The sequence below is a fragment of the Limosilactobacillus coleohominis genome (assembly GCF_016901675.1).
In the GTDB taxonomy this organism is placed as follows: Bacteria; Bacillota; Bacilli; order Lactobacillales; family Lactobacillaceae; genus Limosilactobacillus; species Limosilactobacillus intestinavium.
This window is the reverse complement of the sequence record NZ_JACJKU010000009.1, coordinates 18,640-34,022: the sequence shown is the minus strand read 5'-3', so window position 1 is coordinate 34,022 and position 15,383 is coordinate 18,640. Positions and strand designations below refer to the sequence as shown.

Genomic DNA, 15,383 nt, shown 5'->3' with positions numbered 1-15,383 from the left:
AGAACCGTAACCGAGTTTTGCGACGATTTATTCCCAAGGGACAAGCTATTGAAGAGCTGAGCGATCGCCAGCTGGTTCAAATCAATTGGTATCTGAATTCCCGGCCACTCAAATGTCTTAATTGGCGCACACCAATCGAGATCTTCCTGCTTAATTTACGTCATTAAATTCGTTCTAGTTATTTCTTGCAATCTGCCATAAATAAATCGTAAGCACCGAATAACAACACGTATATATTTTCAACTTCAGGTCTCCTATACTGATTACAATAAATTCAGTTAGGAGACTTTTTATGGAAGAAAAACATGAAATCATTACACCTAATTTTGTTTCAAAGCCATCTACGACGGCTCCGATCTCTGCAACATATAAACATATTGCGGCTAAAGTAGAGTTCAATGGGATTCGCTTAACGATCTTCAAGGGTATTAATCCGAAGCTTGCCAGTGAATTGGTTAAGGTGTTGACCGAAAATGCTCATTAATTGGCACGCGCCTAGACATGTCTATCTTGTTTGTGGGAAGACAGACCTTCGTAAAGGAATTGACGGTTTAGCGATAGTAATCGCTGAAAATTATGGCTTAGAATTATACGATGATTCACTCTTCCTTTTCTGCGGCTTTAGGAATGATCGTTTCAAGGGTTTATATTGGGACGGCGAAGGCTTTATCTTACTTTATAAACGCTATGAAAATGGTCATCTCAAATGGCCACGAACTTCTTCTGAAGCTCGCTTATTAAAGCGTCAGGAACTAGCCAACCTTTTGAAAGGCCTGAATCCTTTTCCTACGCCTAATGTTCATAAAGCCAAACCAGGTAATCTCTATTAAGGCTCTTTTTAAATTCCTCCACTTCTGATATAATTAATCAGAATTCATTAAGGACGGAGGTGACGGACCATGGATTACGAAAAGCAAAGCGCTGAACTTAAAAAGCAATTAGCCGCTGCGCAGCAGCAGATTGCCCAACAACAGCTGATTATCAAGGCATTACAGAACCAACTATTTGGGAAAAAAACTGAAGTTTTTAAGCAAGTAGTCTCAGGACAACAGTCATTGTTTAGCGACCAGCAACTCGCTGAGCTAGAAGATAGTGATCAAGAAACTATTGAAGTAGTTACAGTAAAGCAAAAACAAGTGGTACGTCACCGTAAAGCAAAGCAGTCGGGTAAGCGTACCGCTCTTTTGAATAGTCTGCCACAGGTAGATCAGGTAATCCCGCTAACGGACACGAAGTGTCCTTACTGTCAGGAAGAAATGTCTAAAATTGGTCAGCGCCTAGCAAGACGCGAAGCGACACTTAAACCGGCTGAACTATATTGCAAGAACTATTACCAAGAAAGCTATAAGTGCAATCATTGTCATCCGGATGGCAACGATGTAGTCGTTAATAGTAAAGTACCACAAGCAATTTTGCCACATAGCTATTTCTCAAGTAGTATCCTAGCGAAAATTAGTGAACTTAAATTTAATCTGGCTTTGCCATTTCATCGATAACTTAAACTATGGTTGGCAATGGGAATGCCAGTTAACGACACGATAATCACTAAGAATATTATTAAGGTAAGTGAAAGCTACTTGATGCCTTTGTATAAGAAACTATGTGAATTAATTCGTTCAGAAGAAGTCATTCACATGGATGAGACACCCTTTCAAGTGTTAGAAGAACACAAAGCAAACTGTTATTTTTGGGCCACAAAGACGACCGCTGAATTCAGTCGTCATCCAATTAATGTTTTTCGCTATGCCAATACACGTTCTGGCAAGGTTATTAAGGATATCGTGGGGAGTAATTATCAAGGGATTATAATGTGTGATGGCTATAGTAATCGCCTCTATCCAAACGCTAAATTTGGATCTTGCTTGGTACATATTCGCCGTGAATTTATCAACATTATTAAGGCATTGCACAATCGCCCTGCTAAATCGTCGATAGCACAACAAGCAGTTTCATTATTAAGACCGATTTTCCATACGGAAAAGCACTTAAAATATCACACTAAAGAAGGGAAGGCCGCAGAGCGAAGAAAAAGATTAAAGCCATTACTAGATTCCTTTTATGACTACATTAGTCAGGTGAAGCGACCACTCGGTAAACTAAAGAATGCCATTCAAAATGCCCTAGCGCTAAGGCTACGAGTTTATCGGATCTTTGAAAATGGCCAAGTTCCATTAACTAACAATCCAGTAGAGCAGGCAATTCGGCCGTCAACACTAATTCGCAAGAACAGTTTGTTTGCGAAAAGTATTCGCGGCGCTCAGGCTAGTGCCGTATATTACACGATAGTTGGCACGGCTAAAATGAATCATTTGAATATTTACAAATACTTCAAGTATCTTTTTGATCACTTACCAAACCGTGAGAATAAAGATATTGAGGGCTTTTTGCCATGGGCAAAAGAAGTCCAGGCCCAATGTCATATATAAAACAAGCAAGCGCCCTGCGTAACATCAAACTGATGTGCTACGCAGGGCGCTCTTTTTCAATACGTGTTGTTATTCGGTGCTTACGTACATATTCAATAGTCTCAAGTGTTGGTAATCGGCGCATATTGGTGTATTAATTATCAGGTCGTCTGTTTTCCATGTTAGTCTGTTAAAATGATTATCTACTGATTAAATTTAGACAGAGAAAATAATTAACAGGTACTACACGTTTTACAATTATGTAGTACCTGTTATTTATTTCATATTGCTTTCTAAGCCTTTTTAAGAGAATTCGATCAATTTATCGTTTAATTCATTAAACACTCTAAATTAACCCTTACTTCAGTTTTCATGCTGTATTATGAACTACTGCAATGAATTCTTTTAATGCTTTATAAAATAAAAGGCTCCGATTCCCTAATGGAGAATCGAAGTCTTCTTTTTTTGCCAGCTTTTTTACTAATTCAGTTTATTTAAAAAATGGTGTATTTTTGGTGTACACACACCAAGATTACTAACTTTTTACAAGCTAGTAACTAAATTTGTCTAAATTCACAGTGTCGTCGAAAAGCCGTCACATCAGGCTTTTAGACTACTTTTTCTTATTCTTCTTACCCTTTTTGCTATCCTTAGTTTCCTTTTCCGGACGCATCGTTGGGAAATAAAGAACATACCTATCTTCACAATTAAGTAAGGATAATATACAGAACCTGTAAAGATAATTATATTATTACTTATAGCTAAAATATGTAATTTTAAAACAATGGCGTGCCAATGTAATAACAAAAAAGGTACTACGCAAGCTCAAATTACGTAGTACCTTTTGCGGTATTATCTATTGATGTTTTTGGTAGACTTTTGGTAGACAACTTGCAATAAACTACCAATTCTACCAAATTTGCCCCTCTACAAATGCCGTTATCTTAGGCTTCCCTCTTCATGTTGTCCTATAACATCACTCGTACTCTATAGTCGAAGGCGGCTTACTCGTGACATCATAGAGAATTCGGTTAACGTGATCAACTTCGTTTACGATCCGTACCGAAATCTTTTGAAGAACATCCCATGGAATCTTTGCAAAGTCAGCAGTCATTCCATCGATGGATGTCACAGCCCGGATAGCAACCGCGTAGTCGTATGTCCGGCCGTCTCCCATGACACCAACTGAACGAATTCCTGGTAATACAGTGAAGTATTGCCAAATCTTTTCGTCCAATCCGGCCTTTGCAATTTCTTCACGCAGAATTGCGTCACTTTCACGAACAATTTCCAACTTCTCAGGTGTGATTTCACCAATGACCCGAATTCCTAAGCCAGGGCCTGGGAATGGTTGACGCCAAACTAATTCGTGAGGAATCCCGAGCTTTTCACCTAGTTCACGGGTTTCGTCCTTGAACAAGCTCCGTAATGGTTCAATCAACTTGAAGCCGAGCTTCTTTGGTAAGCCACCAACGTTATGGTGAGACTTAATAGTCTGGGCCGTATCAGTACCTGATTCAATCACGTCAGTGTATAACGTCCCTTGAGCCAAGAATTCGGCATCGTCCATCTTCTTAGCTTCTTCATTGAACACTTCAACGAATTCCTTACCAATAATCTTCCGTTTCTTTTCAGGATCAGTAACACCTTTCAATTGACCCAAGAAGCGGTCGGCAGCATCAACCTTGATGATGTTCACCCCAAGGTCACGGTTTAATGCATTCATAACTTGATCTGCTTCGTTCTTCCGCAACAGACCGTGATCAACGAAGATACATGTTAATTGGTCACCAATTGCCTTGTGGATCAGTACTGCAGTAACACTGGAGTCGACACCACCGGATAGACCAAGAATAACCTTCTTGTCACCAACTTTTTCACGGATTTCCTTTACTTGCATATCAATAAAGTCATCCATCGTCCAGTTAGCTTTAGCACCACAAATGTCGAACGCAAACCGTTTCAAAATGTCTAAACCATACTCAGTGTTCCGAACTTCTGTGTGGAATTGCAAACCGTATAGTTTACGATCATCATCCGCAATCGCTGCGATCGGACAGTTCTTACTGGTTGCAGTTACTTTAAAGCCTTCAGGAGCCTTCGTTACCAAGTCCCCGTGACTCATCCAAACATATTGTTTATCTGGTAAACCAGCAAACAACTTGGCATCCTTATCAGTCACTTCAATGTCAGCACGACCATATTCAGAATCTTCCGCTGATTCAACCTTACCACCGAGGTTATAAGACATCAGTTGCATCCCATAACAAATTCCTAAAATTGGGATTCCCAACTTGTAAATGTCCTGGTCAACTGTAAATGCATCCTTGGCATATACGGAATTTGGCCCACCAGAGAAAATAATTCCCTTTGGGTGGAGCTTTTTGATTTCAGCAGCACTAATCTTGTGTGACATTAATTCTGAGTAAATCCCAAAGTCACGAATGCGCCGCGTGATTAATTGGTTGTATTGACTACCAAAGTCAAGCACCAAAATCTTATCAAAAGCATCTAAATTGACGTTTGCCACTTGTCCCACTCCTTTATAATGAATTCTAAACTTAAAACTATTGTACGGTGTTTACCCCAGTCGGTCAATAACTAAACCGGCCTCGCTAGTGATTTCAAGAAGTTTTTCTAAAACTATTGCGAATTGATGGTTAGATTGTTCGTTCCTGTTATAATAGGTCCAATGTAAAGGAATGATGATTATGAATATTTATGGAAATTATGAGCAATCTCTTCACAAAGTAATGGATCAATTGCTCCACAACATCCAAGAATTAAATGAAGATGAAGTTAACCATCACCACCCCAAGCTATATGAACACCTCATCAGCCGGGTTAAAACTCCCGCCAGCATGACTGAAAAGTGTCAACGCAAAGGGTATCCAGTTACTACAGAATCGGCTCTTCGTAATTGTAAAGACGCAATTGGGGTGCGAATCGTTTGCAACTTTATTGATGACATTGACCGGTGCCTAACTCTCCTACGTCAATCAGACTGGTGTGACATCGTTAAAGAGAAAGACTACATTACAAACGCCAAGCCAAATGGCTACCGGAGCTATCACGTGATTTTAAACGTCACCACTCCTTACAAAGATGTTGATGGCAACGTCCCTGGTCATTACTATGCTGAAATTCAATTACGTACCATCGCAATGGACTCCTGGGCCAGTTTGGAACACGAAATGAAGTACAAACACCACATTAAAAATCCTGAGCGGATTGGTAAGGAACTCAAGCGGTGCGCTGACCAACTGGCATCTTGTGATGTCCAAATGCAAACCATCCGCCAATTAATTAATGAACATGATTAGGAGGAATATTCATGCGAATTTTATTAGCTGAAGATGAAGAACAATTAGCACGCGTTCTCAAGTTAGCAATGGAAAAAGCCGGCTATACAGTTGACCAAGTTGCTGATGGTCAAAGCGCTGTTGATTTAGCAAAGGAAAACGCCTATGACGTTATGATTCTTGATATCATGATGCCAGTCAAAACCGGGCTAGAAGCTCTCAAGGAAATTCGTGCTTCTGGTGACCGGACCCACGTTATGATGCTAACCGCAATGGCTGAAGTTGACGATAAGGTCACCGGACTTGATGCTGGAGCTGACGATTACATGACCAAGCCGTTCTCACTAAAAGAGTTACTGGCACGGTTGCGTTCACTAGAACGGCGCAATGACGAATTGGATAAAGACATCCTCCAATTTGGAGACTTAACTGTCGATACCAATGAGCAAACTCTCGTCAGCAATAATTCCATCAGCTTAACTAGCAAAGAAGCTCGCCTACTTCAATACATGATTCTCAATGCCAACAAGGACCTTTCAGTCGATGACCTTCTGAACCACACTTGGGATGATGATGACGAATCAGCTGACCCCGATGATGTTTGGTTCACAGTTTCATATCTCCGGCGGAAACTTGAATCAGTCGGGTCCAATGTGGTTATCAATGGTGAAAAGGATGGTCCTTTCAAAATTACTGAATAATTGAAAAGGGTGGTTAAATGATTCGACACTTTCAAAAGAAATTTATTTTTGTCTCCACTTCAGCCCTTATCGTGGTCCTGTTCACCATCATTGGCAGCATTGCTTCAATTGCTTACTTCCGTTCAAAAAACAAGGTTAACGAAGTTTTAACAATGTTGGTACAGAATAACGGGCAACTGGCCAGTAAAAATATCCAACGGCAACCCCAAAATTTCTTTGGGTCCCGTTTCTCACGGGAAGGAATGTTTCAATACCGCTACTTTAGTGCCAATTTGGACCGTCACAATCAAACTACCGCGATCAATAATCAGCACATTTTAACAGTTCAACCAAGTGCTATTCAACGACTGGCAAAGCGGGTTACTAAATTTTCACGGAATAATGGGGTTATTAGCTACCAAGGTGTTCACTATGCTTACCGTATCAAGCGTAGTTCTAAAAACACGCTGGTCGTCTTTCTAGATGAAACCCTCCTGATGTCAGAAACTCGGGAGATCTTGCACGTTAGTATCGCTTTAGGCATCTTGTGTCTGATTCTCTACACAGCCATCTTAATTGGGTTCTCTAAACGTGCGATTAAACCGATTATTCAAGCTGAACAACGGCAACGCGAATTTATCACGAATGCTGGTCACGAGCTCAAAACTCCACTAACAGTGATTGCTGCTAATACCGAAATGCAAGAATTAACCACCGGTGAAGATGAATGGACGCAAAGCAATAAGGAACAGGTTACTCGGCTGACCCGTTTGATTAACAATCTAATCTCACTGGCCCGCATGGAGGAACAACCAAACGTTGCGATTACTGATATTGATGCTAGTGCGATCGCTAAACGGGTTGCCGATAGTTTCAAAGGGGTGGCAATGCAAAACCACCATCAGTTCAGAGTTAATATCCAAAATGACCTACACATTCAAGGTGACCAGAACCACTTTGAAGAACTAATCAATATCCTGTTGGATAATGCTAATAAATATTGTGATGATGATGGGCAAATTATCATCACCCTCAACAAAAATAAACGTTCTAAGAATGTCTACCTGACCGTTTCCAATTCTTATGCAGCTGGTAAAGACGTTGACTACAATAAGTTCTTTAACCGTTTCTATCGTGCAGATACTTCTCACCAAATCAAGCATCAAAGCGGCTTTGGCATTGGCCTTTCAATGGCTCAACGAATCGTGAGCCTTTTCCACGGTAAAATTAAAGCCAGTTACAAGAATGGGATGATCAGTTTTCACATTACATTACGGAGTTAAAAAAAGATTGGCAATGCCAATCTTTTTTAGTCTTCTCGTAAGTAAATGCGATCAATTACGTGATGATGGGTCTTATGCAAAATGATGTCAGCACGATTGCGTGTCGGCAAAATGTAGTCGTTTAAGTTTGGCAAATCAACTTCATCCCAAACTTTTCGTGCCATCTTAAAAGCATCCTCACGTTTGCCCTTAGTATATGGGTAGTAATAATTATCTGGATTTTTAAATGCCGTATCTAACAACAACCCAAACCGTTCCAGATACCACTGTTTTACTAATTCTGCTTCAGCATCAACGTAAATCGAACAGTCAAAGAAGTCACTAACGTATAGTCGTTGGGTGCTTGGCAATTGTAGAACATTGATTCCTTCCACAATTAAAATATCTGGTTCTTCAATTATTTGAGGATGGTCCGGCATAATATCATAGGTATTATGGGAATAAGTTGGTGCAGTGACTTGATCTGCCCCGGCCTTAATATCATTTAGAAACGTCAAAAGGCGTTCCATATCGTATGATTCTGGAAATCCCTTACGTGACATTAATCCCCGCTTTTGCAATTCCGCGTTGGAATATAGAAACCCATCCGTCGTCACCAACTCCACCCGCTGATCTGGCATTAACCGGTTTAATAGAATTTGCAACAAACGAGCCGTGGTACTTTTCCCCACGGCAACTGATCCCGCAATTCCAATAATGTACGGAATCCTTCGCGATGGTTTTTTTAGAAAAGTCAGCCTTTGTAACTGCATTTGGATATAGTTCTGATACTGTAGCTGCAGTAGTTTAATCAGTGGCAAATAGACCTCCTGGACGTCTTGAATTGAAATTTGGTCATTCAGTGATTTAATTGCGTCCAAGTTTTCTTGTGTTAAGTTGACCCGTTTGCTCGGGAAAAAGCTGTGCCACGTGGCGCGATCAAATTGATCGTAGTTCAGCCATTCATCCATGATTATCATTCCTCGAATTGCTTCATAATAATAGCTTTATTTTACCATTATTTGTTTATCAATGAGCGAGCTCGCCTTAATTTGCTTTTGATGATGGGTTCTTGGTAGAATTTGAGTAAATTTAGGAGGGATAACGTGCCGCTTACAGCTCAAACAGTCAGCAAACATCTTACTGACTACGATCAAATCAAAGATTTATACCATACTGCTTTTCCAGAAGAAGAACTGGTTAAATGGTCATGGCTTTTACGCAAATCACGTTCGAAGAATGCCGAATTCTTAGCATATTATGATCAAAACCGCTTTGTTGGTTTCAGCTATATGATCCACCAACCAAATCTAGATTTTCTATTTTACTTAGCGGTGGATCCCGACCAACACTCTCAAGGCTATGGTGGCCAAATTTTGGACTGGCTCAATGCCAAAAACCCTGATGTTCCAATCGTTTTAGAAGTCGAACCATTAGATGAACAGGCAGGTAATGCTGAACAACGCCAGCGTCGCCTGAAATTTTATCAAAGCCACGGGTTTAATTTTACGAATCATCAAACTACCGAAGATGGCACTCAGTATGTCATTCTAACCAATGGTCAAAGCTTTGATATTCAGCAGTTGGCTAAAGCCTATCATTGGTTCTACCGGCCTTTTAATCACCGACATCATATTGAAATCCACTAAAAAAGAGCGCCTTATTAGCGCTCTTTTCGTTTATTTAGGAAACTTTTGACTTGAACTATTCTCTAGTTCTGGTGCATCCGTTGAATAGTCGTTGACCGTTGACTTATTGCCATTTTGTGCTCGTACACTATTCTTCCGCTTCTTATCAGTCTTCAGCTTCTTCAATGCCTTTTGCAGGTTGTATGAATAGCTCTTCTTGTCGACCTTCTTGAAGCCAGGTAGCTTGTAGAACCGTAACAAGTCCCCATTCATGACCTTGTCGGAAAGGCCTAGGTCAGTAGTAACCCATTTTTGAATCTTATCAGTTTGCTTCTTTTGGCTAGCTGACAGTTTCTTAATTTGTTTACCACTCTTGGAGTAGTAGTAATCACCATTGTACTTCGTATACTTAGGTGTTACCCAGTCACCATTTCTAAATGGCACAATCTGGTTGTTCTTCTTAGATAAGAGGTCCTGGCCAAATTGAATGTACTTATTGGAGCTAATTCCTAAGAGGTCTTCCAGTGTTGGAAGAACGTCAATTTCACCACCATAAGTGTGGTTAACGCCACCCTTAAGACCGTCCATGTTAATCATGAATGGTACTTTTTGGAACATTGCCAAATCATAGTTGTTAACAGACTTCTTGTTAAAGATCTTAGCAATTGCTGGTTGGTGGTTGTTAGAAATTCCGTAGTGGTCACCGTAAAGAACCAGAACACTGTTCTTCCGTAAACCGGTCTTGTCTAAGTAGTTCAACAGTTCACCGACGGATTGGTCAAGGTAATGAGCCGTTTGAACATATGGATCAACGGTATCATCACCCGTCTTCAAAGCATCAATTGACTTGTTCTTCTTATCCAAGAGGTATGGATAGTGGTTGGTAACCGTAATCAACTTAGCATAGAACGGTTGTGGCAATTGATCTAAGTAGTTTGCGGAATCTTTGAGGAAGATCTTATCTTTCATTCCGTAACCAACTTCACCATCTTTAGTAGTTGGGTAATATTGCTTACTAAAGAAGTAGTCATAACCAAATGACTTATACGCATTATCACGGTTCCAGAAGCTCGGAACGTCACCATGGAAGGAAGCGGTTGTATAACCAAGCTTTTGGTGTAATAGTGCAGGTGCAGATTGGAAAGTGTTAGTAGTCCCATCGGTAACCATTGCTGAACCTTCTGGCAAACCAAACAAGGAGTTTTCCAGCATCATTTCAGCATCCGCTGTCTTCCCTTGACCAACTTGGTGGAAGAAGTTGTCAAACGACAACGTATTGTCCGCGTGGTACAACTTATTTAAGTTAGGAGTAACTTCCTGTCCGTTAACTTTGTAATCAATCAAGAATTGTTGGAAACTTTCCAAGTGGATAATAATAATGTTCTTACCCTTGGCTTTGCCATAATATTGGATATTCGGTCCAGCATAGTTTTTCTTGATCCACCGTTGAACTGGAGCCATATCCCTAGCACTAGCCTTAGCTTTCACAGCACTACTATGGGTGGTTTTGACACCATCGTAGACCGTGTAGGCTTCAAGTCCAAGGTACTTAACAATGTAGTTGTTATCAAATGTCCGTGTTAATAATTGGCTCCGGTTGCTTTCGGCCATTCCTAAGTTAGCACCAAAGAGCGCAAAACCAATGACCGTAATGGTAGTGGCATACCGAATCTTAAAGTACCGCATATCAACTCTAACAACGTGGAACAGTAAAATTAGCACAATAATGATTACATCAACGTAAACACCAAAGTCACTTGGCCGCATAATGCCTAAGAAACTCTTTCCCAGGTTATTAGAAGTGGCTCCACTACCCTTAATAACGTTAAAGGTAATGAAATCAGAGAACTCTCGGTAATACAGAATGTTCGCAAACAGCCAGGTCGATAACAGGAAATTAATGAGGCACATTAGCCAGTAAGACAATCGTCCCCGGAAATATAGTGCAATCCCAATCAGAATTATCGCTGCTGGTAACGTATTGAAAGCTAGTAGGAACTGTTGAACAGTCCCTTTCACTCCTAAATTAAACTTTGTCTTGTAGGCCCAATAACTCTTTATGGCAAATAACAAAACCGTAAAGATAAAGAAGCCGAGTTTGGTGTTTAAACCGCGTCTTATTTTTTTCAACGCTGCATTCATTTAAAATTCTTCCTCCATGATCTTTTTCAACATTTACCATCATACCCTAAACCAGCGTTGACGCAACGCTTAATATCGGTCTTTGGCAAAAGTTTAAGAATTATTCTGAATGGTATACAGAGATGGATTAACCCGATCAAGCAGGTGGGTAACCTGGCCAACCGCCGTAATGGTAAGGGCATGCATTGCCCGCGAAGCAATTGTGTAGAGTAATTGACGCTCATCTTCTTCGGGGTACTTATTATCATTGGCATCCCAAACAACCACTGCATCGAATTCAAGACCCTTTGCAAGATAGGAAGGCACAACTATGATTCCGTCTACCAGCCTTTGGTTTTCAGTCCGAATCAGTGTGTTATCAATTCCTTGTTGCTTTAATTGTTCTGAAATTTCTTGACTATCCGCAAGTGTCTTACCGATCACAGCAATCTTATCGTGCTGGTCTTGATACTTTTGCAACGTCTTCATGACGTCTTGAACGGCCCCCGCTTGACTATTATTTATGATAACTTCAGGTAATTCACCCGGCCGATCGAAGGCTTCGATCGCTTCACCATCTAATAATATTTCCCGGGTAAAGTCTGTAATTTCTTTCGTAGACCGGTACGATTTCGTCAACTGAACTACGGAAGTTTTTTCAGGATCAAACATCGTTCCTAACTCTTTCAATAGTTTCTTACTATTTTCATGAGTAAAGATTGCCTGGTTCAAATCACCTAGAAGTGTGAACTTGGCACGTGGGAAACAGAATTTTAAGTAGGCCAATTGGAATGCGTCATAATCCTGCACTTCATCAACGAAGACATAACGAATATCACGTTCACCGCGTTTACCTGTTAAAAGGTCGTATAAGTATAGGTAAACGGAAATACCGTTAGCGCTAATCTGATGATTCTTTAAATTGGCTACTTGTTGGTCAACATATTGGCGCCATTCTTCCTGGCTAATGCAAAAGTTGTCCAGGTTAATAATCTTCGAGGTGACCCTTAATAAATGAACATATTGAGCATTGATATTTAGCCACCGGTTATGATCAATGGCCCGTTTAATCGGCCGGAAAGCATTCATCACAATCATCCGTGACAAGAACTTATTCTCTGCTTGGTCATTAGCAAATGCTTGGGGATGATTTGCGTACAGGACGTTTAGTTCTTCTTGACTCATGCTTTGGATTTGTTCTTCGACCCACTTGGCACGCATTTCAGTACCAATTCGTCGGTTCAGGTATTTAGTCAATTCTTCTTTGGTACCGTCAAGGCGGTTACCAAGGTTGTAAGTCCGATTGAAAGAATAGTAGATTTCTTTAATGCGTTCCTTTGGCACAAAAACTCGATCATTAAACATCAAATTACGGAAATGCAGGTGTCCATCTGTTCCTAACCGTTTTGCATAATTCGTCACTGCTTTGAAATACTCTAAGCTGCTCAGTAATCGAACCGCTTTATCATTAATACCTTGGTCGCTTTGTTCAAACCGTTGTTTCAAAGTAGCTACCTTTAGCCGAGGAACCCGGCGGTTAACATATTGGTAGTACGTCAACTGCACCATATTCTGTTCACCAAGTTCTGGCAAAACTTGGTCAATGTAGTCATTGAATAGTTGGTTAGGACTAAATAAGACCACTTGTGAAGCTGACAGATTTCCACGGTAACGGTAGAGCAACCAAGCAACCCGTTGAAGCACTGCCGCGGTTTTACCTGATCCGGCAGCTCCCTGAACAAATAACAGATCGTCCTTGGTATTCCGGATAATGGCGTTTTGGGTCTTTTGAATCGTAGAAACAATACTCTTCATCTTGTTGCTGGAATGATTACTCAACGCCGACAGCAACATCTGATCCGTGACCGCTTCATCAGTATCATACAGGGTAACAATCACGCCATCTTCAATTTGAAACTGCCGTTTGAGCTTTACGTTGACTGTTTCCTGGCCATCTGGAGTGTCGTAAGAGACATTTCCTAATTCCCCATCATAATAAATTGATGAAATGGGTGCCCGCCAGTCATAAACCAGAAAATGGTCAGGATGATCGGAGAAAGAAGCTAGCCCAATATAGATCGTTTCGGGTTGTTGACCATTTTTCTCTTGAAAATCAATCCGTGCAAAGTATGGTTTTGCTTCTAATCGTTTCAAAGTCGATAAACGGTCGGCAGCGTGTTGCCAGCTATTTTCCCGTTCGTCCAGCATTTGCTGCTGAGTCCGCACTGACATCGCCGTATCCATCATTCCTGAATACGTGGTGGTGTTCATGTGGATCGTATCAAAATCCTTACTTAGGTTATGAATGTCTTTTTTGGCCGTTGAGATTTTACTATCGGCCTTTTTTTCTGCCTTTTTAATTTCCTCAATCACGTGATCGAGGTGGGCTTGTTCTTTTTTCAAAACTGATTCAGCCACAACTAAAAAGCTCCTTACTTAATTTTTAATTTATCTATTATAGCATTTTTTCAATTCCAATATTGAAAGTCATAAAAAAGTTATAAAGCTTACAATACTTTGACCTTTCCTGACAAATTAACAGTAAAATAGAGATAAGTATTACCGCCAAAAGGAGTGTTGCACATGGACCAAGTGATTTATGGACTGACCCATATTCCAGAGATTATCATCCCCATCTTTAACGCCACCGGCGGTTGGGGATACATGATCTTGTTTACCATCACCTTCATGGAAACTGGCCTGGTGATTTTCCCGTGGTTGCCCGGTGAATCACTGATCTTTGTAGCGTCATCATTAGCCGCCTTAAACACTAACTCAATCAAATTAAGCGTGTTGATTTGTGGATTTTTTGTAGCCGCCTTTCTTGGTGACATCGTAAATTACACCATTGGTACTCGACTAATGAAGTGGTCTTGGTTACGAAAAAAAGTAATGGGACCTAATTGGCAAGTTGCACATGACTTTTTCGAACGTCATGGTATCAAAGCAGTGATCTTTGGCCGGTTTGTCCCGTTAATTCGGACCTTTGTTCCATTAATTTCCGGGTCAGCTGGCTTCAAATTTTCCAGATTTGTTGTTGGTAACTTCTTCGGCACGCTCCTATGGGTCCTGATTGCTGCCTTAGTCGGCTATTATTTCGGAACAATTCCGTTTGTAAAAGAACACTTCTCACTCCTTTTGTTACTCCTCATCATCGTTTTAATGATTCCTGCAATGGCTTTAGGCATTAACCGGCTTATTAAGCGTCGTGTTATGAAACGAAACCGAATGATTAAGTAGCCCCGCCTTCTATAACCCGTTAAGTATGATAAAATAGTACTAATATTATCGGTGTGCTAAAGGAGGATTTCTATGGCGAACGTTGTTTATTTTGTACGACATGGGGAAACATTTTTTAACCTATACCACCGCATGCAAGGCTGGTCTGATACTCCATTAACCGCCAAGGGCAAAGAAGACGCCTCTAATGCGGGTCATGCCCTTGCCAACTTAGATTTTGATTACTTGTTTAGCAGTGACCTAAAGCGGGCGGTTGATACTGCTAACATTATTTTAGAGCACCATCCTACTGACAAAATTACTGCACCAATTAAGGAACCCGCTTTCCGTGAGGAATTCTTTGGCTACTTTGAAGGTTCAGATGATGCACAGAGTGCTGTCATGGTTGGAGCCCCACAAAAATTCACCAACTTTAGAGAAATTTTCGACCAACATGGTATTGCAAAAGTACAGGATATGATCGCCGCAAGTGATCCTTTCCATAATGCAGAATCCCATGATGAATTTTGGAAACGTCTCGATAAGGGCTTCCGTCGCCTCCGTAATTTGCCTGACAATAGCGTCAGCGTTGTCGTTTCCCATGGTATGACCATTTCAGCCATTGTCGACCGCTTCGGCGATGGTCAAGAGACTGAAGCGCCACTTAACGGCAGCATTACTAAATTAACGTTAGATCAAAATAATACACATGTAGATTTTTATAACCAATTACAAATTCCTGATAAGTAAGGGGGAAAACACACAT

The 15,383-nt window shown here is 40.7% G+C and carries 12 protein-coding genes and 2 pseudogenes; 10 read left to right on the top strand and 4 right to left on the bottom strand.

Going from position 1 to position 15,383, the window contains the following annotated elements:
• The 4 genes and pseudogenes from H5975_RS01840 to tnpC all read left to right on the top strand — a co-directional run.
• Nucleotides 1–167: pseudogene (locus H5975_RS01840) on the top strand (IS30 family transposase); the annotation flags it as partial.
• A 125-nt stretch (nt 168–292) separates the two neighbouring features.
• Nucleotides 293–484 carry a hypothetical protein gene (locus H5975_RS01835; RefSeq protein ID WP_056994683.1) on the top strand — a complete coding sequence of 64 codons (192 nt, stop codon included), beginning with the start codon at nt 293–295 and terminating at the stop codon, nt 482–484.
• Complete coding sequence (gene tnpB / locus H5975_RS01830) at nt 474–830, top strand: IS66 family insertion sequence element accessory protein TnpB (RefSeq protein ID WP_056994684.1); 357 nt, start codon at nt 474–476, stop codon at nt 828–830. Before H5975_RS01835 ends, tnpB begins: the two co-directional genes overlap by 11 nt.
• Before the next feature lie 69 nt (nt 831–899).
• Nucleotides 900–2,426, top strand: a pseudogene (tnpC, locus tag H5975_RS09245) (IS66 family transposase).
• 955 nt (nt 2,427–3,381) lie between these two features.
• Here tnpC and guaA read toward each other — a convergent pair.
• Entirely contained in the window at nt 3,382–4,935 is a 1,554-nt protein-coding gene (gene guaA, locus H5975_RS01820) for a glutamine-hydrolyzing GMP synthase (protein WP_204784638.1), read from the bottom strand.
• Nucleotides 4,936–5,116: 181 nt separating this feature from the next.
• Between guaA and H5975_RS01815 the strand changes: the two genes are divergently transcribed.
• From H5975_RS01815 to H5975_RS01805, 3 genes are read left to right on the top strand one after another with little or no spacing between them, the layout of a single operon-like run.
• Nucleotides 5,117–5,728, top strand: coding sequence for a GTP pyrophosphokinase (locus H5975_RS01815; RefSeq protein WP_204784637.1), 612 nt, complete (start codon nt 5,117–5,119; stop codon nt 5,726–5,728).
• Nucleotides 5,729–5,739: 11 nt separating this feature from the next.
• The gene (locus H5975_RS01810) at nt 5,740–6,408 is read left to right on the top strand and encodes a response regulator transcription factor (protein WP_204784636.1); all 669 of its coding nucleotides are present in this window, start codon (nt 5,740–5,742) and stop codon (nt 6,406–6,408) included.
• Nucleotides 6,409–6,425: 17 nt separating this feature from the next.
• Nucleotides 6,426–7,670 (top strand): sensor histidine kinase, encoded by a 1,245-nt coding sequence (locus H5975_RS01805; protein ID WP_204784635.1) that lies wholly within the window; start codon nt 6,426–6,428, stop codon nt 7,668–7,670.
• A 26-nt stretch (nt 7,671–7,696) separates the two neighbouring features.
• Here the strand turns inward: H5975_RS01805 and coaA are convergent, their stop codons facing one another.
• Nucleotides 7,697–8,620: a type I pantothenate kinase gene (coaA, locus tag H5975_RS01800; protein WP_204784634.1), complete on the bottom strand. Its 924-nt coding sequence runs from the start codon at nt 8,618–8,620 to the stop codon at nt 7,697–7,699.
• A 135-nt stretch (nt 8,621–8,755) separates the two neighbouring features.
• Between coaA and H5975_RS01795 the strand changes: the two genes are divergently transcribed.
• Nucleotides 8,756–9,298, top strand: a complete 543-nt coding sequence (locus tag H5975_RS01795; protein ID WP_204784633.1) for a GNAT family N-acetyltransferase — start codon at nt 8,756–8,758, stop codon at nt 9,296–9,298.
• A 30-nt stretch (nt 9,299–9,328) separates the two neighbouring features.
• Here H5975_RS01795 and H5975_RS01790 read toward each other — a convergent pair whose 3' ends face one another.
• Both H5975_RS01790 and helD read right to left on the bottom strand, forming a co-directional pair.
• Entirely contained in the window at nt 9,329–11,419 is a 2,091-nt protein-coding gene (locus H5975_RS01790; protein ID WP_204784632.1) for an LTA synthase family protein, read from the bottom strand.
• Between the two features lie 93 nt (nt 11,420–11,512).
• The gene (helD, locus tag H5975_RS01785; protein ID WP_204784631.1) at nt 11,513–13,816 is read right to left on the bottom strand and encodes an RNA polymerase recycling motor HelD; all 2,304 of its coding nucleotides are present in this window, start codon (nt 13,814–13,816) and stop codon (nt 11,513–11,515) included.
• Between the two features lie 165 nt (nt 13,817–13,981).
• Between helD and H5975_RS01780 the strand changes: the two genes are divergently transcribed.
• Nucleotides 13,982–14,638, top strand: a complete 657-nt coding sequence (locus H5975_RS01780; RefSeq protein WP_204784630.1) for a VTT domain-containing protein — start codon at nt 13,982–13,984, stop codon at nt 14,636–14,638.
• Between the two features lie 72 nt (nt 14,639–14,710).
• Nucleotides 14,711–15,367 carry a histidine phosphatase family protein gene (locus H5975_RS01775; RefSeq protein ID WP_204784629.1) on the top strand — a complete coding sequence of 219 codons (657 nt, stop codon included), beginning with the start codon at nt 14,711–14,713 and terminating at the stop codon, nt 15,365–15,367.
• Nucleotides 15,368–15,383 lie beyond the last annotated feature (16 nt).